We start from the raw sequence: 24,255 nt of genomic DNA, 5'->3' as shown, positions 1-24,255 counted from the left end.
CGGCCCGGCTGCAATTTCGTTCAATACGCGGAGCGTGCGGCCCGCGAAGCTTGGCCTTTCTTCGAGAGCGAAAGGTCATGCATGTCGGAACGAATCAAGGGAATGGTGCTGTGCGCGCTGGCGATGGTCACGGTGGGCAGCACGGTGGTCGCCAGCAAGGTGATCGCGGGCGGCCTGCCTCCGTTCACCGCGACGGCGCTGCGGTTTGCGATGGCGCTGCCGGTGTTTCTTTTGCTGCTGCGGGTGACGCGCACGCCGTGGCCGCGGCCTGATCGGCGTGATCTGGTGCTGCTCTTGTGCCAGGCCGGGCTGGGGAGCGTCGGCTACACGGTGCTGCTGATCCTGGGCGTGCGGTGGGCGCCGGCCGCCAGTGCGGGCGTGGTGGCGGGGACGCTGCCGGCTGTCGCTGCGCTGGTCGCCGTGCTGGCGCTGCGCGAGCGACCGGGGCGCTATCTGGTGGGCAGCATCGTGCTGGCGACGGCGGGGGTGCTGGCGATCAGTTGGCCGGGGGAGGGCGCCGTGACGAGCTCGAAATCGCCGTCCGCGATGATCGGCAACCTGCTGGTGCTGGGCGCAGTCGTCTGCGAGGCGATGTTCATTTTGCTCAACAAACGCTTGCGGGTGCCGGTGCGGCCGTTGGCGCTGTCGACGCTGATGACGGTCTTCGGGCTCCTGTTGTCGCTGGTGCCGGCGCTGTTCGAGCGGGCCTGGGAGCGTCCGCTGCCGAACGACGCGCTGGTTGGCGTCGCCTACTACGCGCTGGTGCCGACGGTGCTGGGCTTCGTCCTCTGGTTCGCCGGATCGGCCAGGCTGAAAGGGGCGGAGGCAGCGCTCTTCACGGCGCTGCTGCCGGTTTCTGCGCTGATACTGGCGGCGCTCTGGCTGGGTGAAAGTATCAGTCTTGCGCAGATCGGCGGGGCTGCTTGCGTGCTGGGTGCCGTGGGGCTGGCTTCGCTCGATGGACGGGGTGGGAAACGCCCCGAAAGCCCCCTCCGGCCCGCCGAGCTATAATCCCGAGGCTTTGCATGCCGCAAGGCGCACGGTGAGGGCAGTTCCAGCACTCACCGCAAGTCAAACATCCCGGAACAAGGAAATTCAACATGATCGCAGCCTCCATCAAGGCCGAAGTCGTCAAAGACAACGCCCGCGCCGCCAACGACACTGGCAGCCCAGAAGTGCAAGTCGCACTGCTGACCGCCCGTATCAACGAGCTCACCCCCCACTTCAAGACCCACGCCAAGGACCACCACGGCCGTCGCGGTCTGCTGCGCATGGTGAGCCGCCGCCGCAAGCTCCTGGACTACCTCAAGTCCAAGGACGCTGACCGTTACACCGCGCTGATCGCCAAGCTGGGTCTGCGCAAGTAAATCGAATCGCATGAAAAAACGCCTGGGTTAGTCCGCTAGCTCAGGCGTTTTTTACTTCGCGATCCACTTTCGGAGTGCCAAAACAGAGCGAAGCTGTGTCATTCCAATGAAGTTCTCCCCGAGCTTCGCTGGAATGGCATCGTGTTCTGAGAAGCCTCCGCCCCTTGCGAACCCTGTGCGGTTCGCTACTAAAACAGGAGCAAACATGAGCCTCTTCAACAAAGTCACCAAGTCCTTCCAATGGGGCGACAAGACCGTCGTCATGGAAACGGGCGAAGTCGCCCGCCAGGCCAATGGCGCCGTGCTGGTCGACATCGACGGCACCGTGATCCTGGCGACCGTGGTCGCCTCCAAGTCCGCCAAGCCGGGCCAGGACTTCTTCCCGCTGACTGTCGACTACATCGAGAAGACCTACGCCGCAGGCAAGATCCCCGGCAGCTTCTTCAAGCGCGAAGCCAAGCCCAGCGAACACGAAACGCTGACCAGCCGCCTGATCGACCGTCCGATCCGCCCGCTGTTCCCCGAAGGCTTCCTGAACGAAGTGCACGTGGTCATCCACACCGTGTCGCTCAACCCCGAAGTCGACGCCGACATTGCCGCCATGATCGGCGTGAGCGCCGCTCTGTCGATCTCCGGCATCCCTTTCAGCGGCCCGATCGGTGCTGCCCGCGTGGGTTACATCAACGGCCAGTACGTGCTGAATCCGGGCCAGACGGCTCGCAAGGATTCGCAGATGGACCTCGTCGTCGCCGGCACGCAAGCCGCCGTGCTGATGGTCGAGTCCGAAGCCCAGCAACTGAGCGAAGAAATCATGCTCGGCGGCGTGGTGTTCGGCCACGAACAGGCCGGCATCGCGATCAACGCGATCCATGACCTCGTGCGCGACGCCGGCAAGCCGGTGTGGGACTGGCAAGCGCCGGCCGAAGACGAAGCCTTCGTCGCCAAGGTCAAGGGCCTGGCCGAAGAAAAGCTGCGCGCCGTCTATCAAATTCGCAGCAAGCAAGCCCGTACGCAGGCTCTCCGCGAAGCCAATGCCAGCGTGATGGCATCGCTGAAGGAAAGCGGCGAGCCCTTCGACGCCGGCAAGGTCAACGACCTGCTGTTCTCGATCGAATCGAAGATCGTTCGCAGCCAGATCCTGTCGGGCGAACCCCGCATCGACGGCCGCGACACGCGCACCGTGCGCCCCATCGAAATCCGCAACTCGGTGCTGCCCCGCACCCACGGTTCGGCCCTGTTCACGCGCGGTGAAACGCAGGCGCTGGTCATCACCACGCTCGGCACCGAACGTGATGCACAGCGCATCGACGCGCTGGCCGGTGAATACGAAGACCGCTTCCTGTTCCACTACAACATGCCTCCCTTTGCCACTGGCGAAGTGGGCCGCATGGGTTCGACCAAGCGCCGCGAAATCGGCCACGGCCGCCTGGCCAAGCGCGCGCTCGTCGCCGTGCTGCCGACCAAGGAAGAATTCCCGTACACCGTGCGCGTGGTCTCGGAAATCACCGAGTCGAACGGCTCTTCGTCGATGGCTTCGGTCTGCGGCGGCTGCCTCTCGATGATGGACGCCGGCGTGCCGATGAAGGCCCACGTGGCCGGTATCGCCATGGGCCTCATCAAGGAAGACAACCGCTTCGCGGTGCTGACCGACATCCTGGGCGACGAAGATCACCTGGGCGACATGGACTTCAAGGTGGCCGGCACGACAAACGGCATCACCGCGCTGCAGATGGACATCAAGATCCAGGGCATCACCAAGGAAATCATGCAGGTCGCACTGGCACAGGCCAAGGAAGCGCGCATGCACATCCTGGGCAAGATGCAGGAAGCCATGGGCGAGGCCAAGGCCGAAGTCTCCAGCTTCGCACCGCGCCTGACCACGCTGAAGATCAACCCCGAGAAGATCCGCGACGTGATCGGCAAGGGCGGCTCGGTCATCCGTGGCCTGCAGGAAGAAACCGGCACGACGATCAACATCGACGAAGACGGCACCATCACCATCGCCTCGACCGATCCGGAAAAGGCCGAACTCGCCAAGAAGCGCATCGAACAGATCACCGCCGAAGTCGAAATCGGCAAGGTCTACGAAGGCCCGGTCACCAAGATCCTGGACTTCGGCGCGCTCATCAACCTGCTGCCCGGCAAGGACGGCCTGCTGCACATCAGCCAGATCGCGCACGAACGCGTCGAGAAGGTGACCGACTATCTGAGCGAAGGCCAGATCGTGAAGGTCAAGGTTCTGGAAACGGACGAAAAGGGCCGCGTCAAGCTGTCCATGAAGGCCCTGACCGAGCGTCCGGCCGGCATGGAATACAGCGAGCGTCCGCCGCGTGAAGACCGTGGCGATCGCGGCGACCGTGGCGGCGACCGTCGCGAGCGTTCGGACCGTGGTGATCGCGGCGGCGACCGTGGTGGTGATCGTGGCGAGCGCGCACCGCGCTTCAACGACCAGCAACAGCAACCGCGCAACGACCAGCAGCAGGCTCCGGCCGGCGAGCAACAGTCGCAAGCCCCGCGCGAGCCTCAGGAGTAAGAAGGGCGCAACGGCAGGTTTTCCCTGCCGTTGCTATCTTTTGAACAACCAGCTGCGCCCCATCTGCGGGCGTTGGAGGCCGAAAGACCATGAAAGCCATTGAAATCACTTCGTACGGCGCCCCTGAGGTGCTGCGCGTGGCCGATCGTCCCGATCCCGTGGCGGGTGCGGGCGAACTGCTGATTCGCGTTGCGGCCAGTGGCGTCAACCGGCCCGATGTGCTGCAGCGGATGGGCCACTATCCGGTGCCGCCGGGTGCCTCCGACCTGCCGGGCCTCGAAGTGGCCGGCGAGATCGTGTCAGGCGACGCCGCGGCCTTGGCCGAAGCGGGCTTCAAGGTCGGTGACCGTGTCTGCGCGCTGATTGCCGGTGGTGGATACGCCGAGCTGTGCGTGGCGCCTGTGGCGCAATGCCTGCCGGTGCCCAAGGGCTGGAGCGATGTCGATGCGGCCTCGCTGCCCGAGACCTTCTTCACCGTCTGGAGCAATGTGTTCGAGCGCGGCCGCCTGCAAAAGGGCGAGACGCTGCTGATCCAGGGCGGCTCGAGCGGCATCGGCGTCACGGCAATCCAGATCGCCAAGGCGCTGGGCGCGACGGTGATCGTCACGGCCGGCAGCGATGACAAGTGCGAAGCCTGCAAGAAGCTGGGCGCCGACCATGCCATCAACTACCGCACGAGCGACTTCGTCGAAAAGGCGAAGGAACTCACGGGCGGCAAGGGGGTGGACGTGATCCTCGACATGGTCGCTGGCGACTACGTGGCGCGCGAGATCGAGTGCCTGGCCGAAGACGGCCGGCTTGTGATCATCGCGGTGCAGGGCGGCGTGAAGGCGCAGATCAATGCGGGCCTCGTGCTGCGCAGGCGGCTCACGATCACTGGCTCGACGCTGCGGCCCCGGCCGGTGGCATTCAAGGGCGCGATTGCCAAGGCATTGCGCGAGAAGGTGTGGCCGCTGCTCGAAAGCGGCGCGATCAAGCCCGTGATCCACAGCACGTTTGCAGCGGCGGGTGAACCCAGCGGCGCAGCCCAGGCTCACACGCTGATGGAATCGAACCAGCACATCGGCAAGATCGTGCTGACATGGTGACAACGACGAACAACGCGATGACAACCAAGAAGAAACTGATCGCCGGCAACTGGAAGATGAATGGCGGCCTGGCCGCCAACGAGGCGCTGGTGAAGGCTCTGCAGCAAGGCCTGGCGGCAAGCCCGGCTGCTTGCGATGTCGCGCTGTGCGCGCCGGCACCGTATTTCGCCCAGCTGCAATCGCTGTTGGCGGGTACGCCGTCGCTGGCACTCGGGGCGCAGGACGTCTCGGCGCATCCTCAGGGTGCGTTTACTGGCGAGCAATCGGCGGCGATGCTGAAGGATTTCGGCGTGCGCTATGCCATCGTCGGCCACTCCGAGCGTCGGCAGTACCACGGCGAAACCGACGAGACGGTGGCTGCGAAGGCGGCTGCCGCATTGGCTAACGGCATCACGCCGATCGTCTGCGTCGGCGAGACGCTGGCGGAGCGCGAAGCAGGGCAGACCGAAGAAGTCGTCAAGCGCCAATTGGCCGCGGTGATCCATGTGAATGGCCATTGCATCAGCGAAATCGTTGTGGCTTACGAGCCGGTCTGGGCCATCGGCACCGGCAAGACGGCATCGCCAGAGCAAGCGCAGGCAGTGCATGCCGTGCTGCGTGCGCAGTTGCATCACGCAGCGAGCGAGCACGCTGCCGGCATCAGCATTCTTTACGGCGGCAGCATGAACGCGGCGAATGCCGCCGAACTGCTGGCGCAGGCCGACATCGACGGCGGCCTCATCGGTGGCGCGTCGCTCAAGGCCCCCGACTTTCTGCAGATCATTTCTGCCGCTGCGCGCTGAACGCGCAACGGCTGTTATCAATTAGGAGTAAGAACGAATGAACGTGGTCCTCAACCTTCTGGTCGGCGTGCAAATGCTGGCGGCCCTGGCGATGATCGGCCTGATCCTGGTCCAGCACGGCAAGGGTGCCGACATGGGCGCCGCCTTCGGCAGCGGCAGCGCCGGCAGCCTGTTCGGTGCCAGCGGCAGCGCAAACTTCCTCTCGCGCACCACGGCCGTGCTGGCTGCGGTGTTCTTCGCATGCACGTTGCTGCTTGCGTACTTCAGCCATGCGCGTCCTGCGGGCGGCGGCAGTCTCCTCGAGCGCGCGGCCGTTGGCACGCCCGCTGCGCCGGCCAAGCCGGCATCTGGCGCGGCAGGCGAAATCCCTGGTGCAGGCGCTCCGAGCGCACCTGCATCGGCACCTGCCGCACCCGTTTCGGGCGCTGGTCAGATTCCGAACAAGTAATCCAGTCGTTTTCATGCAGTCGTCAGCGAGAAATGGCTGCATTTCAGGGTAAACTCTAAAGCTGTTCAGAAAGCCAAATGCCTTAACCGGTACCTCATGCCATCTGAACAGCAAAAACCGCGGTCGTGGTGAAATTGGTAGACACGCTATCTTGAGGGGGTAGTGGCGAAAGCTGTGCGAGTTCGAGTCTCGCCGACCGCACCAAATCTCATCGGCAGAAAACCTCATCCAGAGGTTCTTCTTGCCGGTGGCAAGCGGTGAAAATTTCTCGATGAACCTCGATTCCTACCTTCCCGTCCTTTTGTTCATTTTGGTCGGAGTCGGCGTAGGCGTCGCCCCCCAAGTCATCGGATACATCCTCGGTCCCAATCGGCCAGACGCTGCGAAGAACGCTCCCTACGAGTGCGGCTTCGAAGCCTTCGAGGATGCGCGCATGAAGTTCGACGTGCGCTATTACCTCGTCGCCATTCTCTTCATCCTGTTCGATCTCGAAATTGCCTTTCTCTTCCCGTGGGCCATTGCGCTCAAGGAGATCGGTGCTGTCGGCTTCTGGGCCATGATGATCTTTCTCGCCATCCTCGTCGTAGGTTTCATCTACGAGTGGAAAAAAGGCGCGCTCGACTGGGAATGACAAGGAAAGCACACGATGGCCATTGAAGGCGTTCTCAAAGAAGGTTTCGTCACCACCACCTACGACTCGGTGGTGAATTGGGCGAAGACCGGATCTCTCTGGCCGATGACCTTCGGCCTCGCATGCTGTGCGGTCGAAATGATGCACGCGGGTGCTGCCCGCTACGACATCGACCGTTTCGGCATGCTGTTCCGTCCCAGCCCGCGCCAGTCCGATCTGATGATCGTGGCCGGCACGCTGTGCAACAAGATGGCGCCGGCACTGCGCAAGGTCTATGACCAGATGCCCGAGCCGCGCTGGGTGCTCTCGATGGGCTCGTGCGCCAATGGCGGTGGCTACTACCACTACAGCTATTCGGTCGTGCGCGGCTGCGACCGCATCGTGCCGGTCGACGTCTATGTTCCGGGTTGCCCGCCCACCGCCGAGGCATTGCTTTACGGCGTGATCCAGTTGCAGCAGAAGATTCGCCGCACCAACACCATTGCCCGCGCCTGAGAGATTGCCGACGATGACTGACTTTGCAATTTCGCCGGAGGTGCTGCGCGCCACCATCACCGAGACGCTCGGCGCCAAGGCCAAGAGCGTGACTCTCGCTCTGGGCGAGGTGACTGTCGTGGTGAGCGCCGCCGATTACATCGAAGCCGCCACGCTGCTGCGCGATGCGCCCGGCTGCCGCTTTGAGCAGCTGATCGACCTCTGCGGCATGGACTATTCCGACTATCGCGAAGGCGAGTGGCAAGGCGAGCGCTACGGCGTGGTCTCGCACCTGCTGTCGGTCACGCTCAATCAGCGCGTGCGCCTGAAGGTGTTTGCGCCGAACGAAGACCTGCCTGTGGTCGATTCGCTCCAGCCCGTCTGGAACGCCGCCACCTGGTTCGAGCGCGAAGCATTCGACCTCTACGGCATCGTGTTCGACGGCCACGACGACCTGCGTCGCATCCTGACCGACTACGGCTTCATCGGCCACCCATTCCGCAAGGACTTCCCGGTGTCGGGACACGTCGAAATGCGCTACGACGAAGAACAGAAGCGCGTCGTGTACCAGCCGGTATCGATCGAGCCGCGGGAAATCACGCCGCGCGTGATCCGCGAAGACAACTACGGCGGCGGTTTGCACTGATATGGCCGAAATCAAGAACTACACCCTCAACTTCGGCCCCCAGCATCCGGCCGCGCACGGCGTGCTGCGCCTGGTGCTCGAGCTCGACGGCGAAGTGATCCAGCGCGCCGATCCTCACATCGGCCTGCTGCACCGCGCGACCGAAAAGCTCGCCGAATCGCGCACCTTCATCCAGTCGCTGCCCTATATGGATCGTCTCGACTACGTGTCGATGATGTCCAACGAGCACGCCTACTGCCTCGCCATCGAGCGGATGATGGGTCTCGATGTGCCGATCCGCGCGCAGTACATCCGCGTGATGTTCGCCGAGATCACCCGCCTCTTGAACCACCTCTTGTGGCTTGGCGCGCACGGTCTGGATTGCGGTGCGATGAACATGCTCATCTACTGCTTCCGCGAGCGTGAAGACCTGTTCGACATGTACGAGGCCGTTTCCGGCGCGCGCATGCACGCGGCGTACTTCCGTCCGGGTGGCGTCTACCGCGACCTGCCGGATGCGATGCCCCAGTACAAGGTCAGCAAGATCAAGAACGCGAAGGCCATCGAGCGCCTGAACGAAAACCGCCAGGGTTCGCTGCTCGACTTCATCGACGACTTCTGCAAGCGTTTCCCGAAGATGGTGGACGAGTACGAGACGCTGCTCACCGACAACCGCATCTGGAAGCAGCGCACCGTGGGCATCGGCGTCGTGACGCCGGAGCGCGCGCTGAACCTGGGCTTCACCGGCCCCATGCTGCGCGGCTCGGGCATCGAGTGGGACCTGCGCAAGAAGCAGCCCTACGACGTCTACGACCAGATGCAGTTCGACGTGCCCGTGGGCAAGACCGGCGACTGCTACGACCGCTACCTCGTGCGCGTCGAAGAAATGCGCCAGGCCAACAAGATCATCCAGCAGTGCTCGGCATGGCTGCGCGCCAATCCCGGCCCGGTGATCACCGACAACCACAAGGTCGCCGCGCCTGCGCGCGAATCGATGAAGGCGAACATGGAGGAGCTGATCCACCATTTCAAGCTCTTCACCGAAGGCTTCCACGTGCCCGAAGGCGAGGCCTATGCCGCCGTCGAGCATCCGAAGGGCGAGTTCGGCATCTATCTCGTGAGCGACGGCGCCAACAAGCCCTATCGCCTGAAGATCCGCGCCCCTGGTTTCCCGCACCTCGCCGCCCTCGACGAAATGTCGCGCGGTCACATGATCGCCGACGCTGTCGCGGTGATCGGCACGATGGACATCGTGTTCGGCGAAATCGACAGGTGAGAAAGAGCGAATGACGACTTCCTCAACCCATCACCACGACGCGGCCGCTGCGGCCCCGTTGAAGGCTGAAATCCTCGAGCGTTTCGCGCGCGAGGTCGCCAAGTACCCTGAAGCCGGCAAGCAATCCGCCGTGATGGCGTGCCTGGCCATCGTCCAGCAGGACGAGGGCTACATCAGCATGCAGCGCGAACGCGAGATCGCCGACTACCTCGGCATGGCGCCCATCGCCGTGCACGAAGTGACGACCTTCTACAACATGTACAACCAGCATCCGGTGGGCAAATTCAAGCTCAACGTGTGCACCAACCTGCCATGCCAGTTGCGTGACGGCGTCACTGCGCTCGTTCACCTCGAGAAGAAGCTCGGCATCAAGATGGGCGAGACGACCGGCGACGGCCTGTTCACGCTGCAGCAGAGCGAGTGCCTGGGTGCCTGCGCCGATTCGCCCGTGATGCTGGTCAACGATCGCACCATGTGCAGCTTCATGAGCAACGAGAAGCTCGACCAGCTCATCGAGGGCCTGCGCGCTTCGACCAAAGGGGAGGCTGCCTGATGTCGCCCGAACAAGTACTCCAGCAGTTCCAGGCAACGGGCGTCCAGACCTGTTTCCATGACCGCCACATCGAGCCGCAGATCTATGCCGGCCTGAACGGCACCAACTGGCGCCTGGCCGACTACGAAGCGCGTGGTGGCTACAAGGCGCTGCGCAAGATCCTCACTGAGGGCCTCACGCCTGACCAGGTGATCGCCGAAGTGAAGGCCTCGGGCCTGCGCGGTCGTGGCGGCGCCGGTTTCCCGACGGGCCTGAAGTGGAGCTTCATGCCCCGCCAGTTCCCGGGCCAGAAGTACCTCGTCTGCAACTCCGACGAAGGCGAGCCGGGCACGTGCAAGGACCGCGACATCCTGCAGTTCAACCCGCACATCGTGATCGAAGGCATGGCCATCGCTGCATACGCGATGGGCATCAGCGTGGGCTACAACTACATCCACGGCGAGATTTTCCAGAGCTACGACCGCTTCGAGGAAGCCCTCGAAGAAGCGCGCGCCGCCGGCTACCTCGGCGACAAGATCATGGGCAGCACGTACAACTTCCAGTTGCACGCAGCCCACGGCTTCGGCGCGTACATCTGCGGCGAAGAAACCGCGCTGCTCGAATCGCTCGAAGGCAAGAAGGGCCAGCCGCGCTTCAAGCCGCCGTTCCCGGCGAGCTTCGGCCTCTACGGCAAGCCCACCACTATCAACAACACCGAGACCTTCGCGGCGGTGCCCTGGATCATCAACAACGGTGGTCCGGCGTACCTCGAATGCGGCAAGCCGAACAACGGCGGCACCAAGATCTACTCGGTGAGCGGTGACGTCGAGCTGCCCGGCAACTACGAAGTGCCCATGGGCACGCCGTTCTCCAAGCTGCTGGAGCTGTGCGGCGGCGTGCGCAAGGGCCGCACGCTCAAGGCCGTGATCCCCGGCGGGTCGTCTTCGCCGGTGCTGCCGGCCGACATCATGATGGCCTGCACCATGGACTACGACTCCATCGCCAAGGCCGGCTCCATGCTGGGTTCGGGCGCGGTGATCGTCATGGACGACAGCCGCTCGATGGTCGAGTCGCTCAAGCGCCTCTCGTACTTCTACATGCACGAATCCTGCGGCCAGTGCACGCCCTGCCGCGAAGGCACGGGCTGGCTCTACCGCGTGGTGGACCGCATCCACAACGGGCAGGGCAGGGCGACCGACATGGACCTGCTCAATTCCGTGGCTGACAACATCCAGGGCCGCACCATCTGCGCCCTCGGCGATGCAGCGGCAATGCCGGTGCGCGCCATGATCAAGCACTTCCGTCATGAGTTCGAGGCCTTGATTCCGGGCTACGTCCCGAAAGCGCCCGTTCAGGCCTGAGCCCGAGAAATACATATATGGTTGAAATCGAACTCGACGGCAAGAAGGTCGACGTGACCGAAGGCAGCATGATCATGCATGCGGCCGACAAGGCAGGCACGTACATCCCGCACTTCTGCTATCACAAGAAACTCAGCATCGCGGCCAACTGCCGCATGTGCCTGGTCGACGTGGAAAAGGCGCCCAAGCCGATGCCGGCCTGCGCCACGCCCGTCACGCAGGGCATGATCGTTCGCACCAAGAGCGAGAAGGCCATCAAGGCGCAGCAGTCGGTCATGGAGTTCCTCCTGATCAACCACCCGCTGGATTGCCCCATCTGCGACCAGGGCGGCGAGTGCCAGCTGCAAGACTTGGCCGTCGGCTACGGCGGCTCTTCTTCGCGCTACGAAGAAGAAAAGCGCGTCGTCTTCCACAAGGACGTCGGCCCGCTGATCAGCATGGAAGAGATGAGCCGCTGCATCCATTGCACGCGCTGCGTCCGCTTCGGCCAGGAAGTGGCCGGCGTGATGGAGCTCGGCATGACCCAGCGCGGCGAACACTCCGAAATCGAAACCTTCCTCGGCGATTCGGTCGACTCCGAACTGTCGGGCAACATGATCGACATCTGCCCGGTCGGCGCGCTCACGAGCAAGCCGTTCCGCTACAGCGCCCGCACCTGGGAACTGTCGCGCCGCAAGTCGGTGAGCCCGCATGATTCGACCGGCTCGAACCTGATCGTCCAGGTCAAGAACAACCGCGTGATGCGCGTGGTGCCGCTCGAAAACGAAGACGTCAACGAATGCTGGATCGCCGACCGCGACCGCTTCTCGTACGAAGCCCTCAACGGCCCGGAACGCCTGACGCAGCCCATGCTCAAGCAGGGCGGCCAATGGCAGCAGGTCGACTGGCAGACCGCGCTCGAATACGTGGCCAATGGCCTGAAGCAGATCAAGACCGACCACGGCGCGCAAAGCATCGGCACGCTGGTCAGCCCGCACAGCACGCTCGAAGAGCTGCAGCTCGCCGCCATGCTCACGCGTGAACTCGGCAGCGACAACATCGACTATCGCCTCCGCAACGCCGAATTCGCGGCGTTCGAAGGCGTGCGCTGGCTCGGCACCTCGATCGCTTCGCTCACGCAAGTGCAGCGTGCGCTGGTCGTTGGTTCGAACCTGCGCAAGGAACACCCGCTCTTCGCGCAGCGCATCCGTCAGGCCGTGCGCAAGGGCGCCGCGCTGTCGGTGATCACCTCGGCCGGCTTGATGGCCGATCGCGATGCCTGGGCCATCAACGTGGCGCAGTCGACCATCGTCGAAGCGGACCAATGGATCGAAGCACTGGCCGCGGTTGCCGCCGCCATCGGCAAGACCAACGGCGTTGCCGCACCACTCGCACCGAAGAACGAGCCCGACGCCGCCGCACAAGCCATTGCAGCGTCGCTGCTGGGCGGCGAACGCAAGGCCATCCTGCTCGGCAATGCCGCCACCCACCACGCACAAGCCAGCAGCCTGCTGGCCCTCGCGAACTGGATCGGCGCACAGACCGGCGCGACCGTCGGTTACCTGACCGAAGCCGCCAACACCGTGGGCGCGCAGCTTGTTGGCGCCTTCCCGAAGAACGGCGGCCTCGATGCCGGCCGCATGCTCGCCGCAGGCTCCGGCCTCAAGGCCGTGCTGCTGCTGAACACCGAACCCGTGTTCGACTCGGCTGCCGGTGCTGCCGCCGCCGATGTCATCGGCAATGCGCAGATGGTCGTCACGCTGAGCCCCTTCAAGGCCAACCTCGAGTTCAGCGACGTGCTGCTGCCCATCGCGCCGTTCACCGAAACCCCAGGCACCTTCGTCAATGCCGAAGGCCGCGTGCAAGGTTTCCATGCCGTCGTGAAGCCGCAAGGCGAAACGCGTCCGGCGTGGAAGGTGTTGCGCGTGCTGGCGAACATGCTGAGCCTGCCTGGCTTCGCATTCGAATCGGCCGCTGAAGTGCTCAAGACGGTGCAGGCGTTGGAGGAGGGCGGTGCCGTACCGGCCAGCGCCCTGAACAACGCAACGGCCGCCAACGCCGTCGCCTCCAATGGCGCTGCGCCGGCACCGGTGGTCGCGAGCATCTACCAGCTCGACTCCATCGTGCGCCGCGCCCCGTCGCTGCAACTGACGGCCGATGCGCGCAACGCATTGGGCGCACCGGTCGCATCGGGCCAGGCCGAGGAGGCATTGGCATGATCGACGCGATTCATGGCTTCGGCCAGGGGCTGATCGCCGCGGGCTGGTGGACGGCGGTGGCATGGCCCGTGATCTGGACGCTGATCAAGATCATCGTGGTCGTGATCCCGCTGATGGGCGCCGTGGCGTACCTCACGCTGTGGGAACGCAAGGCCATCGGCTTCACGCAGATCCGCATCGGCCCCAACCGCATCGGACCGCTGGGCCTGCTCCAGCCGATCGCCGACGCGCTCAAGCTGATGACCAAGGAAATCATCATTCCTACGGTCGCCAACAAGGGCCTGTTCCTGCTCGGCCCGATCATGACCATCATGCCGGCGCTCGCCGCATGGGCCGTGATTCCCTTCGGCCCCGACGTGGCGCTGGCCAATATCAACGCAGGCCTCCTGTTCGTGATGGCCATCACCTCGCTCGAGGTGTACGGCGTGATCATTGCCGGCTGGGCATCGAACTCGAAATACGCGTTCCTCGGTGCGCTGCGCGCTTCGGCGCAAATGGTGAGCTACGAAATCGCGATGGGCTTCTGCTTCGTCGTGGTGCTGATGGTCACCGGCAGCCTGAACATGAGCGACATCGTCACGGTGCAGGGCAAGGGCATGTTCCATGACATGGGCATCAGTTTCCTGTCGTGGAACTGGCTGCCGCTGCTGCCGATCTTCGTCGTCTACTTCATCTCGGGTCTCGCCGAAACCAACCGCCACCCGTTCGACGTGGTGGAAGGCGAGTCGGAAATCGTTGCGGGCCACATGATCGAGTACTCGGGCATGAGCTTCGCGATGTTCTTCCTGGCCGAGTACGCCAACATGTGGCTGGTCTCGATCCTCACCGTGGTGCTGTTCCTCGGCGGCTGGCTGCCACCGTTCGAGTTCCTGAGCTTCATCCCGGGCTGGATCTGGCTGGGCCTCAAGACCTTCTGCGTGGTCACCATGTTCCTGTGGGTGCGCTCGACGTTCCCGCGCTTCCGCTATGACCAGATCATGCGTCTGGGCTGGAAGATCTTCATCCCCGTCACCCTCGTGTGGCTGGTCGTTGTGGGCGGCTGGATGCAGACGCCGTTCAACATCTGGAAATAACTGGAAGCGCCGACATCATGACTGCTTCACATACCGCGGGCGGACTCTCGCGCCCGTCCAAGCTGGCTTCCGCGCCGTTCTCGCTCAAGGATTTTTTGGGCAGCTTCATGCTGTTCGAATTGTTCAAGGGCCTGGCGATCACGGGCAAGTACGCCTTCGCCCGCAAGATCACGGTGCAGTTCCCCGAAGAGAAGACACCGCTGTCGCCGCGTTTTCGCGGCCTGCACGCGCTGCGTCGCTATGAAAACGGCGAAGAGCGCTGCATCGCCTGCAAGCTCTGCGAAGCCGTTTGCCCCGCGCTGGCGATCACCATCGAATCCGATGTGCGCGACGACGGCTCGCGCCGCACCACGCGCTACGACATCGACCTGACCAAGTGCATCTTCTGCGGCTTCTGCGAAGAGAGCTGCCCGGTCGACTCGATCGTGGAGACCCACATCTTCGAATACCACGGCGAAAAGCGCGGCGACCTGTACTTCACCAAGGACATGCTGCTGGCCGTGGGCGACCGCTACGAAAAAGAAATTGCAGCGAACAAGGCGGCCGACGCCAAGTACCGCTGATCCGTCCAGCCCGAAACCCGTACCCACTCGAATTCCAATGGACGTCAAGACCGGTCTGTTCTATCTGTTTGCCGCGGTGCTGCTGTTTGCAGCCTTCCGCGTCATCACCGCCCGCAACCCCGTGTACGCCGCGTTGTACCTGGTGCTGGCCTTCTTCCAGGCTTCGGCCATCTGGCTGCTGCTGCGCGCCGAGTTCCTCGCGATCTCGCTCGTGCTGGTGTATGTCGGCGCAGTGATGGTGCTGTTCCTCTTCGTCGTGATGATGCTGGACATCAACGTCGACAGCTTGCGGCAGGGTTTCTGGAAGCACTTCCCGCTCGCGGCAGGCGTCGGCGCGCTGATCGCGCTCGAAATGGCGGCCGTGCTCATGGGCGGTTTCCGCCTTGGCGAAGCACCGCGCGCCATGGCGGTCACCTCGCCCAACACCTCGAACACGATGGAACTGGGCAAGCTGCTCTATTCCGAGTACCTCTATCCGCTGGAAATTGCCGCGGTCATCCTGCTCGTGGCCATCATCGCCGCCATTGCACTGACGCTGCGCACCCGCAAGGACAGCAAGTACACCAACCCGTCGGACCAGGTGCGCGTGAAGGCGCGCGACCGCGTGCGCATCGTGCAGATGCCCGTGACGCGTGCGGCGGAACCCGTGGCCGAAGCAGCACCGGCAGCATCGGCTGAGGCGGCAAAGGAAAACAAGGCATGACGCTCACGCTCGGACACTTCCTCTCGCTCGGCGCGATGCTCTTCGCGCTGTCGGTGATCGGCATCTTCCTGAACCGCAAGAACCTGATCGTGCTGCTGATGGCCATCGAGCTGATGCTGCTGGCGGTCAACATGAACTTCGTGGCGTTCTCGCACTACCTGGGCGACATGCACGGACAGATCTTCGTGTTCTTCATCCTGACGGTGGCTGCTGCCGAGTCGGCCATCGGCCTGGCCCTCCTGGTCCTGCTGTTCCGCAACAAGTCGAACATCAACGTCGACGAGCTCAACTCGCTCAAGGGTTGAAATCAACATGAGCGCAACCCTTTCCGCATCCACATTGCTGGCCGTGCCGCTGGCACCCCTGGTCGGCGCCGCCCTCGCGGGCGTCTTCGGCACCAAGTTCGGCGGCAATCACATCGGCCGCAAGGTCACGCATTCGCTGACCATCCTCGGCGTGCTCGTCGCTTTCATCATCTCGGCCATGACGCTCAAGAGCGTGGTGGTCGACGGCGCCCGCTTCAACGCCACGCTCTACGAATGGATGATCGTCGGCGGCCTGAAGATGGAAGTCGGCTTCCTGGTCGACGGCCTCACGGCCATGATGATGTGCGTGGTGACCTTCGTGTCGCTGATGGTGCACATCTACACCATCGGCTACATGGAAGAAGACGACGGCTACAACCGCTTCTTCTCGTACATCTCGCTGTTCACCTTCTCGATGCTGATGCTCGTCATGAGCAACAACATGCTCCAGCTGTTCTTCGGCTGGGAAGCGGTGGGCCTGGTGTCGTACCTGCTGATCGGCTTCTGGTTCAACAAGCCGACCGCGATTTTCGCGAACATGAAGGCCTTCCTGGTCAACCGCGTGGGCGACTTCGGCTTCATCCTGGGCATCGGCCTGATCGCCGCCTACGCCGGCACGCTGAACTACGGCGAAGCCTTCGCCAAGGCCAACACGCTGGCCGGCATCACCTTCCCCGGCACGGAGTGGATGCTGATCACCGTGATCTGCATTTGCCTCTTCATCGGTGCAATGGGCAAGAGCGCACAGTTCCCGCTGCATGTGTGGCTGCCCGATTCGATGGAAGGCCCGACGCCCATCTCCGCGCTGATCCACGCGGCGACGATGGTGACGGCAGGCATCTTCATGGTGGCGCGCATGTCGCCGCTGTTCGAATTGAGCGACACGGCCCTGAGCTTCATCCTCGTGATCGGCGCCATCACCGCGCTCTTCATGGGTTTCCTCGGCATCATCCAGAACGACATCAAGCGCGTGGTCGCGTACTCCACGCTCTCGCAGCTGGGCTACATGACGGTGGCGCTCGGTGCCTCCGCCTACTCGGTCGCGGTGTTCCACCTGATGACGCACGCGTTCTTCAAGGCGCTGCTGTTCCTGGGCGCCGGCTCGGTGATCATCGGCATGCACCACAACCAGGACATCCGCTGGATGGGCGGCGTGCGCAAGTACATGCCGATCACCTGGATCACTTCGCTGATCGGTTCGCTCGCGCTGATCGGTACGCCGCTGTTCTCGGGCTTCTACTCGAAGGACAGCATCATCGAGGCGGTGCACGAAAGCCATCTGTGGGGCGCGAACTTCGCCTACTACGCGGTGCTGATCGGCGTGTTCGTCACGGCCTTCTATTCGTTCCGCATGTACTTCCTGGTCTTCCACGGCAAGGAACGCTACGACCAGAACCCGGACGCTCACCACGACGACCATGCGCACGATGCACATGGCCACGACGATCACGGCCACGGCCATGACGCCCACAAGCCGCACGAATCGCCCTGGGTGGTCTGGCTGCCGCTGGTGCTGCTGGCGATCCCGTCGGCGCTGATCGGCTTCTACACCATCGATCCGATGCTGTTCGGCGAGTTCTTCAAGGGTGCGATCTTCGTTGACGGCACCAAGCACCATGCGATGAAGGAGCTGGAAGAGGCTTTCCATGGTCCGCTGGCCATGGCAAAGCACGGGCTCACGGCCATGCCCTTCTGGCTGGCGTTGGCCGGCGTGGTGCTCTCGTACTACATGTACATGATCAACCCGGCGCTGCCGGCCGCGATCAAGCGCGCATGCAGCCCGATCTACAACCTGCTCGAGAACAAGTACTACCTCGACTGGATCAACGAGAACATCCTCGCCCGCGGTGCGCGCCTGCTCGGCACGGGCCTCTGGAAGGGTGGCGACCAGGCCCTGATCGACGGTGCCATGGTCAATGGTTCGTGGAAAGTGATCGGCCGTATCTCCAGCGTGGTGCGCTGGGTGCAGTCGGGCTACATCTATCACTATGCCTTCGCGATGCTGCTCGGCATCTTCATCCTGATGACGTACTTCGTCTGGTTCAAACGCTGAGCCCGAACGCTGGAGAAAAAGAAAAATGGGTTTGTTGAGCCTTGCCATCTGGGTGCCGATCGCATTCGGCGCCGTGCTGCTGGCGTTTGGCCGCGAAGAGCATGCCAAGGGCGTGCGCTGGGTCGCGCTCGTCGGTGCCATCGTGAGCTTCCTGGTTACGGTGCCGCTGTTCACGCGCTTCCAGAACGGAACCGCCGCCATGCAGTTCGTCGAGAAGACGAGCTGGATCTCCCGCTTCAACGTCAATTACCACATCGGTCTTGACGGCCTGTCGCTGTGGATGGTGCTGCTGACCTCGTTCATCACGGTCGTGGTCGTCATCTCGGCCTGGGAAGTGATCACCGAACGTGTGAACCAGTACATGGGCGCGTTCCTGATCCTGTCGGGTTTCATGATCGGCGTGTTCTCCGCGCTCGACGGCATCCTGTTCTACGTGTTCTTCGAAGCCACGCTGATCCCGATGTACCTGATCATCGGCATCTGGGGCGGCCCGAACAAGATCTACGCGGCGTTCAAGTTCTTCCTCTACACCTTGCTCGGCTCGCTGCTGATGCTGGTGGCGCTGATCTTCCTGTACAACAAGTCGGGCGGCAGCTTCGACATCCTGGCCTGGCACAAGCTGCCGCTGGGGTCGACCGCACAGACCTTCCTGTTCTTCGCGTTCTTCGCAGCCTTCGCCGTCAAGGTGCCGATGTGGCCGGTCCACACGTGGTTGCCTGACGTGCACGTCGAGGCCCCGACCGGCGGCTCGGCCGTGCTGGCTGCGATCATGCTGAAGCTGGGTGCCTACGGCTTCCTGCGCTTCTCGATGCCCATCGCTCCCGATGCGTCGCACGAGTGGGCCTGGCTCATGATCGCGCTGTCGCTGATTGCGGTGATCTACGTGGGCCTGGTTGCGCTGGTGCAGCAGGACATGAAGAAGCTGGTGGCTTATTCGTCGGTCGCCCACATGGGTTTCGTGACGCTCGGCTTCTTCATCTTCAACGAGCTCGGCGTGTCCGGCGGCATCGTGCAGATGATTGCCCACGGTTTCGTCTCGGGCGCCATGTTCCTGGGCATCGGCGTGCTGTACGACCGCGTGCACTCGCGCCAGATCGCCGACTACGGCGGCGTGGTCAACACCATGCCCAAGTTCGCCGCGTTCGCGCTGCTGTTCGCCATGGCCAATTGCGGCCTGCCGGGCACCGCCGGTTTCGTGGGCGAGTGGATGGTGATCCTGGGTGCCGTGAAGGCCAACTTCTGGATCGGCCTGGGGGCAGCAACCGCGCTGATCTTCGGCGCCGCCTACACCCTCTGGATGTACAAGCGCGTGTACCTCGGCCCGGTCGGCAACGACCATGTCAAGGAACTGAAGGACATCAACGCCCGCGAGTTCCTGATGCTGTCGCTGCTGGCGATCGCCGTGTTGTGGATGGGCCTGTATCCGAAGCCCTTCACCGATGCGATGGATGCCTCGGTGACCGAGCTCCTGCGCCACGTGGCAGTTTCGAAACTGCCCTCCTGATGCCACGCTGAAGACAAGAGAACGAGATGATTGACAAACTCAGCTGGGTCACGATCTACCCCGAAATCGTGTTGCTGGTCATGGCCTGCATCATTGCGTTGGTCGACCTGTCGGACACGAGCCCGCGCCGCACCCGCACCTATGTGCTGACGCTGCTCACGCTGCTGGTGGTGGCCGTGCTCACCGGCATGGCCGGGCTCGACGGCAAGACCATCTACGGCTTCGGCGGCATGGTCGTGAGCGATTCGATGGGCAACTGGCTCAAGTGCTTCTCCACCATCGCCCTGATGGTCACCCTGATCTATGGCCGCCCCTATGCGGCCGATCGGGAGATGCTGCGCGGCGGCGAACTGTTCACCATCAGCATGTTCGCGTTGCTGGGCATGTTCGTGATGATCTCGGGCAGCAACTTCCTGTTGATCTACCTGGGCCTGGAACTGCTCACGCTCTCGAGCTATGCGCTCGTGGCGCTGCGCCGCGACAACGCGGTGGCCAGCGAAGCGGCGATGAAGTACTTCGTGCTCGGCGCAATGGCCAGCGGCTTCCTGCTGTACGGCCTCTCGATGATGTACGGCGCGACCGGCTCGCTCGACCTGAACGAAGTGTTCAAGGCGATCTCGACCGGCAAGGTGAACCACCAGGTGCTGGTGTTCGGCCTCGTGTTCATCGTGGCCGGCCTGGCATTCAAGGTGGGGGCGGCGCCTTTCCACATGTGGGTGCCCGACGTCTACCAGGGGGCGCCCACGGCCGTCACGCTGCTGATCGGCGCGGCGCCCGAACTGGCCGCCTTCGGCATCATCATTCGCCTGCTGGTGGATGGCTTGCAGCCGCTCGCGATCGACTGGCAGCAGATGCTGGCCGTGCTGGCCATTGCTTCGCTGCTGATCGGTAACCTCGCCGCCATTGCGCAGAGCAACCTCAAGCGGATGCTGGCGTACTCGACCATCTCGCAGATGGGCTTCATGCTGCTGGGCCTGGTCGCCGGTTCGGACCTGTCGGGCACGCAGAACGCGCAGGCGGCCTACAGCGCCTCGATGTTCTACATCGTGACCTACGTGCTGACCACGCTGGCGAGCTTCGGCATCATCCTGCTGCTGGCGCGCGAAGGCTTCGAGAGCGAAGAGATCACCGACCTGGCCGGCCTCAACCAGCGCAGCCCGCTGTACGCCGGCGTGATGGCCATCGCGATGTTCTCGCTGGCCGGTCTGCCTCCGCTCGTTGGCTTCTACGCGAAGCTGGCCGTGCTGCAGGCGCTGATCGCCTCGGGCCAGGCCATCTACATCGGTCTGGCGGTGTTCGCCGTGATGATGTCGCTGGTCGGCGCCTTCTACTACCTGCGCGTGGTCAAGGTCATGTACTTCGACGCTCCTGTCACGGCCACCACCGTGTCGGCATCGTTCGACGTGCGCACCGTGCTCGTGATCAACGGCGCGCTGATCCTGATTCTCGGCGTGTTGCCCGGCGGTCTGATGACGCTGTGCTACGAGGCCATCGCGGCCACGCTGGCCCACTGACTCGGCCGGCCCACGGTGTCGCAAACCGCGTCGGTCTGGGTCGTGTTGCTTGTGGCCCTGTTGGCCGCCAACCTGCCGTTCTTCAATGAGCGCCTGTTCGGCGCCGTGCCGCTGCCGGCAAAGCGCAAGTCGCTCGCGATCCGCTTTACCGAGCTGGTGGCGCTGTACTTCATTGCCGGCGGCATCGGCCTCTTGTTCGAACGCAGGGCAGGGCAGATCTCGCCGCAGGGCTGGGAGTTCTACGCGGTGACCGGCGCGCTCTTCATCGTGCTGGCCTTTCCAGGTTTCACCTGGCGCTACCTGATGAAGCACAGGCATTGATTCACATGACTTCACCCATTGCCGACTCGCACCTGAAGGAAGAACTCGTCAGCAGCGAAGAGCTCTTCAAGGGCCGCTTCCTGCATGCCAAGCGCGACACCATCCGCCTGCCCGACGGCCACAACGCCACGCGCGAGTACGTGGTGCATCCCGGCGCGGTGGTGGTGATTCCGCTGCTCGACGATGGCCGTGTGGTGCTGGAGCGCCAGTACCGCTACCCGGTCGGCCATGTGATGGTGGAGTTTCCGGCCGGCAAGCTCGATCCGGGCGAAGACCCGCTGGTCTGCGGCCAGCGCGAACTGCTCGAGGAAACCGGCTACACCGCCCGCGAATGGGCGCATGCCGGTGCGATGCACCTGGCCGTGGCGTACTCGACAGAGATCATCCACATCTACTTCGCACGCGGCCTCTCGCTGGGCGAGCGGAAGCTCGACCACGGCGAATTCCTCGACGTGTTCACCGCCACGCCCGAGGAAATGATCGGCTGGTGCCGCGACGGCACGGTCACCGACGCCAAGTCATTGACCTGCACCCTGTGGATGCAGAACGTCCTTTCGGGCGCATGGGCACTCGACTGGAAAGCGGCGGCGTCGCAGGGCGGCGCGGGATAATCCGCGCATGAAGGTCCTCGATCTCCGCTGCACGCACGGCCACGGCTTCGAGGGCTGGTTCGCGTCAAACGAGGCTTTCGAGACGCAGCTTGCCGGCGGGCTGGTCGAATGCCCGGTCTGCGGCGACACCGCCATCGTCAAGCTGCTGAGCGCGCCGCGTCTCAATCTTGGCAACGCCAAGGCGCCGGCAGCAGAAGCGGCGCCCGCCGCGCCCTCGCAGGCGCCGGCTCAACTTTCCCCCGAAGCTCGCTGGATGCGCGCCGTGCGCGAGGTCATCGCCAAGACCGAAGACGTCGGCGATCGCTTTGCCGAGGAAGCCCGCAAGATGCACTACGGCGAAACCGAAGAGCGCGGCATCCGTGGCCAGGCGACGCCCGAGCAGACCGAAGCGCTGCTCGATGAAGGCATCGCGGTGATGCCGCTGCCGATGCCCGCGGCGCTCAAAGAGACGCTGCAGTAACTCTGCTGCGGCCTGGGCTCAGGCCGTGAACTGAAGTGCGGCCAGGCGGGCGTAGACACCGCCCTGCGCCACCAACGCCGCATGCGTTCCCTGTTCGACGATGCCGCCGTGATCCAGCACGATGATGCGGTCGGCCTTCTGCACGGTCGCCAGGCGATGCGCGATGACCAGCGTCGTGCGGCCTTCCATTGCCGACTCGAGCGCGGCCTGCACCATGCGTTCACTTTCCGCGTCGAGCGCACTGGTGGCTTCGTCGAGCAGCAGCAAGGGCGGGTTCTTGAGGATCGCGCGCGCAATCGCGATGCGCTGGCGCTGTCCGCCGGACAACCGCACGCCACGTTCGCCAAGGAAGGTGTCGTAGCCCTCGGGCAATGCTGTCAGGAAGTCGTGCGCGAATGCGGCGCGGGCTGCCGCATGCACTTCGTCGGCGGTGGCTTCGGGCCGGCCGTAGCGAATGTTCTCGAACGCGCTGGCCGAGAAGATCACCGCGTCCTGCGGCACAAGCCCGATGCGGGTGCGCAGGTCGGGCAGGGCGAGCGATGCGAGCGGCGCGCCGTCGAGCAGCAACTGGCCCGATTGCGGGTCGTAGTAGCGGAGCAGCAACTGGAACACCGTGCTCTTGCCAGCGCCGCTGGAGCCGACCAGCGCCACGGTTTCGCCGGGCGCGATGTCGAGGTTGAAATCGCGCAGCGCCGGCGTGCCGGGCCGTGAGGGATAGTGGAAGGTCACCGCGTCGAGCTTGATCGCGCTTCCCGCGGCCGGGATCGGCGTGACCGCCGGATTCGCGGGAGAAGTGATGACGGCCGGCGCATGCAGCAGCTCCATCAGCCGTTCGGTGGCCCCTGCCGCGCGCAGCAGGTCGCCGTACACCTCGCCGAGCACCGCTGTCGCGCTCGCGAGGATGGCTACGTAGACCACGGTCTGGCCGAGGTGGCCCGCCGTGATGTCGCCGCGCAGCACAGCCTGCGTGCCTTGGTACAGGCCCCAGAGCAGCGCTGCCGAGGTCGCGATGATGATGAAGGCCACGAGCACCGAGCGGGCCTTGGTGCGGCGCACGGCGGTGCGGAAGGCGTTCTCGGTCGAGGCGTCGAAGCGGGCCGCCTCGCGCGACTCGGCGGTGTAGCTTTGCACCACCGGAATCGCATTCAGCACCTCGGCCGCGATCGCGCTCGAATCGGCCACGCGGTCCTGGCTCGCGCGCGACAACTTGCGAACCCGCCGGCCGAACCACATGCTCGGCAGCACCACCAGCACCAGGATGCCCAGCACCTGCACCATCACGTAGGGATTGGTCCAGACCAGCACGGCCAGCGCGCCCACGCCCATCACCGCGTTGCGCAGGCCCATGCTCAGCGACGATCCGACGACTGTCTGCACCAGCGTCGTATCCGCCGTGAGGCGCGAGAGCACTTCACCCGTTTGCGTGGTCTCGAAGAAGGCCGGGCTCTGGTGCAGCACATGGCCGTAGACCGCGTTGCGCAGGTCCGCCGTGACCCGTTCGCCCAGCCAGCTCACCGTATAGAAACGCGCGGCCGAGAAAAGCCCCAGCGCCACGGCGACCGCGAAAAGGGCGCCGAAGTGCTCGCGCAGCGCCATGGTCTGGGCGCCCTTGTCGGGGTTGATCAGCCCGCCGTCGATCAGGCTGCGCAGCGCGAGCGGAAAGGCCAGCGTCGTGATGGCCGCCATCACCAGGAAAACCGCCGCCAGCACGATCTGCACGCGGTAGGGGCGAAGGAAGGGGCTCAGGCCCGACAGCGACCGGGGCGAGCCCTTGGCCATGGAAGACGGTGGGGAGGAAGCCATGGGCGCGGATTCTACCGACCGCTGCCGCTA

Annotated in this window: 24 protein-coding genes and 1 tRNA gene; 24 read left to right on the top strand and 1 reads right to left on the bottom strand. The window is 64.0% G+C overall.

What is annotated here, in order from left to right; translation table 11 throughout:
• Positions 1 to 81 precede the first annotated feature (81 nt).
• The 24 genes from QF040_RS12570 to QF040_RS12455 all read left to right on the top strand — a co-directional run bounded on the left by QF040_RS12570 (position 82) and on the right by QF040_RS12455 (position 22,422).
• Positions 82 to 1,011, top strand: a complete 930-nt coding sequence (locus QF040_RS12570; protein ID WP_429611293.1) for a DMT family transporter — start codon at positions 82 to 84, stop codon at positions 1,009 to 1,011.
• A gap of 89 nt (positions 1,012 to 1,100) precedes the next feature.
• Positions 1,101 to 1,367, top strand: coding sequence for a 30S ribosomal protein S15 (gene rpsO, locus QF040_RS12565; protein ID WP_007837783.1), 267 nt, complete (start codon positions 1,101 to 1,103; stop codon positions 1,365 to 1,367).
• 205 nt (positions 1,368 to 1,572) lie between these two features.
• The gene (gene pnp / locus QF040_RS12560) at positions 1,573 to 3,900 is read left to right on the top strand and encodes a polyribonucleotide nucleotidyltransferase (RefSeq protein ID WP_307607771.1); all 2,328 of its coding nucleotides are present in this window, start codon (positions 1,573 to 1,575) and stop codon (positions 3,898 to 3,900) included.
• An 89-nt stretch (positions 3,901 to 3,989) separates the two neighbouring features.
• Positions 3,990 to 4,988 carry an NAD(P)H-quinone oxidoreductase gene (locus tag QF040_RS12555; protein WP_013542415.1) on the top strand — a complete coding sequence of 333 codons (999 nt, stop codon included), beginning with the start codon at positions 3,990 to 3,992 and terminating at the stop codon, positions 4,986 to 4,988.
• A 17-nt stretch (positions 4,989 to 5,005) separates the two neighbouring features.
• Positions 5,006 to 5,770: a triose-phosphate isomerase gene (gene tpiA, locus QF040_RS12550; protein WP_307504410.1), complete on the top strand. Its 765-nt coding sequence runs from the start codon at positions 5,006 to 5,008 to the stop codon at positions 5,768 to 5,770.
• A gap of 37 nt (positions 5,771 to 5,807) precedes the next feature.
• Positions 5,808 to 6,218 carry a preprotein translocase subunit SecG gene (gene secG / locus QF040_RS12545; protein ID WP_013542413.1) on the top strand — a complete coding sequence of 137 codons (411 nt, stop codon included), beginning with the start codon at positions 5,808 to 5,810 and terminating at the stop codon, positions 6,216 to 6,218.
• A 119-nt stretch (positions 6,219 to 6,337) separates the two neighbouring features.
• Positions 6,338 to 6,422: transfer RNA gene (locus QF040_RS12540), tRNA-Leu, on the top strand.
• Positions 6,423 to 6,489: 67 nt separating this feature from the next.
• Positions 6,490 to 6,849, top strand: a complete 360-nt coding sequence (locus tag QF040_RS12535) for an NADH-quinone oxidoreductase subunit A (protein WP_041943881.1) — start codon at positions 6,490 to 6,492, stop codon at positions 6,847 to 6,849.
• A gap of 15 nt (positions 6,850 to 6,864) precedes the next feature.
• On the top strand, positions 6,865 to 7,344 hold the full coding sequence (locus QF040_RS12530) for a NuoB/complex I 20 kDa subunit family protein (protein WP_007837763.1): 480 nt from the start codon (positions 6,865 to 6,867) through the stop codon (positions 7,342 to 7,344).
• 13 nt (positions 7,345 to 7,357) lie between these two features.
• On the top strand, positions 7,358 to 7,969 hold the full coding sequence (locus tag QF040_RS12525; RefSeq protein ID WP_013542411.1) for an NADH-quinone oxidoreductase subunit C: 612 nt from the start codon (positions 7,358 to 7,360) through the stop codon (positions 7,967 to 7,969).
• Position 7,970: 1 nt separating this feature from the next.
• Positions 7,971 to 9,224, top strand: a complete 1,254-nt coding sequence (locus QF040_RS12520) for an NADH-quinone oxidoreductase subunit D (protein ID WP_429611292.1) — start codon at positions 7,971 to 7,973, stop codon at positions 9,222 to 9,224.
• 10 nt (positions 9,225 to 9,234) lie between these two features.
• Positions 9,235 to 9,777 carry an NADH-quinone oxidoreductase subunit NuoE gene (nuoE, locus tag QF040_RS12515; protein WP_429611291.1) on the top strand — a complete coding sequence of 181 codons (543 nt, stop codon included), beginning with the start codon at positions 9,235 to 9,237 and terminating at the stop codon, positions 9,775 to 9,777.
• Entirely contained in the window at positions 9,777 to 11,117 is a 1,341-nt protein-coding gene (gene nuoF / locus QF040_RS12510; RefSeq protein WP_013542408.1) for an NADH-quinone oxidoreductase subunit NuoF, read from the top strand. Before nuoE ends, nuoF begins: the two co-directional genes overlap by 1 nt.
• Positions 11,118 to 11,134: 17 nt before the next feature.
• Positions 11,135 to 13,315 carry an NADH-quinone oxidoreductase subunit NuoG gene (nuoG, locus tag QF040_RS12505; protein ID WP_429611290.1) on the top strand — a complete coding sequence of 727 codons (2,181 nt, stop codon included), beginning with the start codon at positions 11,135 to 11,137 and terminating at the stop codon, positions 13,313 to 13,315.
• Positions 13,312 to 14,388, top strand: a complete 1,077-nt coding sequence (gene nuoH / locus QF040_RS12500) for an NADH-quinone oxidoreductase subunit NuoH (protein WP_429611289.1) — start codon at positions 13,312 to 13,314, stop codon at positions 14,386 to 14,388. Before nuoG ends, nuoH begins: the two co-directional genes overlap by 4 nt.
• A 17-nt stretch (positions 14,389 to 14,405) precedes the next feature.
• Positions 14,406 to 14,951, top strand: coding sequence for an NADH-quinone oxidoreductase subunit NuoI (gene nuoI, locus QF040_RS12495; RefSeq protein ID WP_013542405.1), 546 nt, complete (start codon positions 14,406 to 14,408; stop codon positions 14,949 to 14,951).
• Positions 14,952 to 14,988: 37 nt separating this feature from the next.
• Positions 14,989 to 15,654, top strand: a complete 666-nt coding sequence (locus QF040_RS12490; RefSeq protein ID WP_013542404.1) for an NADH-quinone oxidoreductase subunit J — start codon at positions 14,989 to 14,991, stop codon at positions 15,652 to 15,654.
• A complete protein-coding gene (gene nuoK, locus QF040_RS12485; RefSeq protein WP_007837741.1) occupies positions 15,651 to 15,959 on the top strand; it encodes an NADH-quinone oxidoreductase subunit NuoK in 309 nt (102 codons plus the stop codon). Before QF040_RS12490 ends, nuoK begins: the two co-directional genes overlap by 4 nt.
• A 7-nt stretch (positions 15,960 to 15,966) precedes the next feature.
• Positions 15,967 to 18,012 carry an NADH-quinone oxidoreductase subunit L gene (gene nuoL, locus QF040_RS12480; protein WP_306878830.1) on the top strand — a complete coding sequence of 682 codons (2,046 nt, stop codon included), beginning with the start codon at positions 15,967 to 15,969 and terminating at the stop codon, positions 18,010 to 18,012.
• A gap of 25 nt (positions 18,013 to 18,037) precedes the next feature.
• Complete coding sequence (locus tag QF040_RS12475; RefSeq protein WP_429611288.1) at positions 18,038 to 19,516, top strand: NADH-quinone oxidoreductase subunit M; 1,479 nt, start codon at positions 18,038 to 18,040, stop codon at positions 19,514 to 19,516.
• Positions 19,517 to 19,542: 26 nt separating this feature from the next.
• Positions 19,543 to 21,030 carry an NADH-quinone oxidoreductase subunit NuoN gene (gene nuoN, locus QF040_RS12470; protein WP_429611287.1) on the top strand — a complete coding sequence of 496 codons (1,488 nt, stop codon included), beginning with the start codon at positions 19,543 to 19,545 and terminating at the stop codon, positions 21,028 to 21,030.
• A gap of 15 nt (positions 21,031 to 21,045) precedes the next feature.
• Positions 21,046 to 21,351: a DUF2818 family protein gene (locus QF040_RS12465; RefSeq protein ID WP_429611286.1), complete on the top strand. Its 306-nt coding sequence runs from the start codon at positions 21,046 to 21,048 to the stop codon at positions 21,349 to 21,351.
• Positions 21,352 to 21,356: 5 nt separating this feature from the next.
• A complete protein-coding gene (locus QF040_RS12460; RefSeq protein WP_306878825.1) occupies positions 21,357 to 21,962 on the top strand; it encodes an NUDIX domain-containing protein in 606 nt (201 codons plus the stop codon).
• A 7-nt stretch (positions 21,963 to 21,969) separates the two neighbouring features.
• On the top strand, positions 21,970 to 22,422 hold the full coding sequence (locus QF040_RS12455) for a DUF1178 family protein (protein WP_429611285.1): 453 nt from the start codon (positions 21,970 to 21,972) through the stop codon (positions 22,420 to 22,422).
• A gap of 18 nt (positions 22,423 to 22,440) precedes the next feature.
• Here QF040_RS12455 and QF040_RS12450 read toward each other — a convergent pair whose 3' ends face one another.
• Positions 22,441 to 24,225, bottom strand: a complete 1,785-nt coding sequence (locus QF040_RS12450) for an ABC transporter transmembrane domain-containing protein (protein WP_429611284.1) — start codon at positions 24,223 to 24,225, stop codon at positions 22,441 to 22,443.
• Positions 24,226 to 24,255 lie beyond the last annotated feature (30 nt).

It is taken from the genome of Variovorax sp. W2I14, from assembly GCF_050435205.1.
In the GTDB taxonomy this organism is placed as follows: Bacteria; Pseudomonadota; Gammaproteobacteria; order Burkholderiales; family Burkholderiaceae_C; genus Variovorax; species Variovorax paradoxus_C.
The sequence above is the reverse complement of the archived record's forward strand: the minus strand, read 5'-3'. Positions and strand labels throughout refer to the sequence as shown.

Excerpts from the sequence above, each read along its gene's own strand:
- QF040_RS12570 (WP_429611293.1), top strand. The coding sequence starts at position 82 with ATGTCGGAACGAATCAAGGGAATGGTGCTGTGCGCGCTGGCGATGGTC.
- QF040_RS12455 (WP_429611285.1), top strand. The coding sequence starts at position 21,970 with ATGAAGGTCCTCGATCTCCGCTGCACGCACGGCCACGGCTTCGAGGGC.
- QF040_RS12450 (WP_429611284.1), bottom strand. The coding sequence starts at position 24,225 with ATGGCTTCCTCCCCACCGTCTTCCATGGCCAAGGGCTCGCCCCGGTCG.
- QF040_RS12530 (WP_007837763.1), top strand. The coding sequence starts at position 6,865 with ATGGCCATTGAAGGCGTTCTCAAAGAAGGTTTCGTCACCACCACCTAC.
- nuoL (WP_306878830.1), top strand. The coding sequence starts at position 15,967 with ATGAGCGCAACCCTTTCCGCATCCACATTGCTGGCCGTGCCGCTGGCA.
- QF040_RS12555 (WP_013542415.1), top strand. The coding sequence starts at position 3,990 with ATGAAAGCCATTGAAATCACTTCGTACGGCGCCCCTGAGGTGCTGCGC.
- QF040_RS12535 (WP_041943881.1), top strand. The coding sequence starts at position 6,490 with ATGAACCTCGATTCCTACCTTCCCGTCCTTTTGTTCATTTTGGTCGGA.
- nuoE (WP_429611291.1), top strand. The coding sequence starts at position 9,235 with ATGACGACTTCCTCAACCCATCACCACGACGCGGCCGCTGCGGCCCCG.
- QF040_RS12525 (WP_013542411.1), top strand. The coding sequence starts at position 7,358 with ATGACTGACTTTGCAATTTCGCCGGAGGTGCTGCGCGCCACCATCACC.
- nuoH (WP_429611289.1), top strand. The coding sequence starts at position 13,312 with ATGATCGACGCGATTCATGGCTTCGGCCAGGGGCTGATCGCCGCGGGC.
- QF040_RS12520 (WP_429611292.1), top strand. The coding sequence starts at position 7,971 with ATGGCCGAAATCAAGAACTACACCCTCAACTTCGGCCCCCAGCATCCG.
- nuoF (WP_013542408.1), top strand. The coding sequence starts at position 9,777 with ATGTCGCCCGAACAAGTACTCCAGCAGTTCCAGGCAACGGGCGTCCAG.
- nuoK (WP_007837741.1), top strand. The coding sequence starts at position 15,651 with ATGACGCTCACGCTCGGACACTTCCTCTCGCTCGGCGCGATGCTCTTC.
- QF040_RS12475 (WP_429611288.1), top strand. The coding sequence starts at position 18,038 with ATGGGTTTGTTGAGCCTTGCCATCTGGGTGCCGATCGCATTCGGCGCC.
- rpsO (WP_007837783.1), top strand. The coding sequence starts at position 1,101 with ATGATCGCAGCCTCCATCAAGGCCGAAGTCGTCAAAGACAACGCCCGC.
- secG (WP_013542413.1), top strand. The coding sequence starts at position 5,808 with ATGAACGTGGTCCTCAACCTTCTGGTCGGCGTGCAAATGCTGGCGGCC.
- QF040_RS12490 (WP_013542404.1), top strand. The coding sequence starts at position 14,989 with ATGGACGTCAAGACCGGTCTGTTCTATCTGTTTGCCGCGGTGCTGCTG.
- nuoI (WP_013542405.1), top strand. The coding sequence starts at position 14,406 with ATGACTGCTTCACATACCGCGGGCGGACTCTCGCGCCCGTCCAAGCTG.
- pnp (WP_307607771.1), top strand. The coding sequence starts at position 1,573 with ATGAGCCTCTTCAACAAAGTCACCAAGTCCTTCCAATGGGGCGACAAG.
- tpiA (WP_307504410.1), top strand. The coding sequence starts at position 5,006 with ATGACAACCAAGAAGAAACTGATCGCCGGCAACTGGAAGATGAATGGC.
- QF040_RS12460 (WP_306878825.1), top strand. The coding sequence starts at position 21,357 with ATGACTTCACCCATTGCCGACTCGCACCTGAAGGAAGAACTCGTCAGC.
- nuoN (WP_429611287.1), top strand. The coding sequence starts at position 19,543 with ATGATTGACAAACTCAGCTGGGTCACGATCTACCCCGAAATCGTGTTG.
- nuoG (WP_429611290.1), top strand. The coding sequence starts at position 11,135 with ATGGTTGAAATCGAACTCGACGGCAAGAAGGTCGACGTGACCGAAGGC.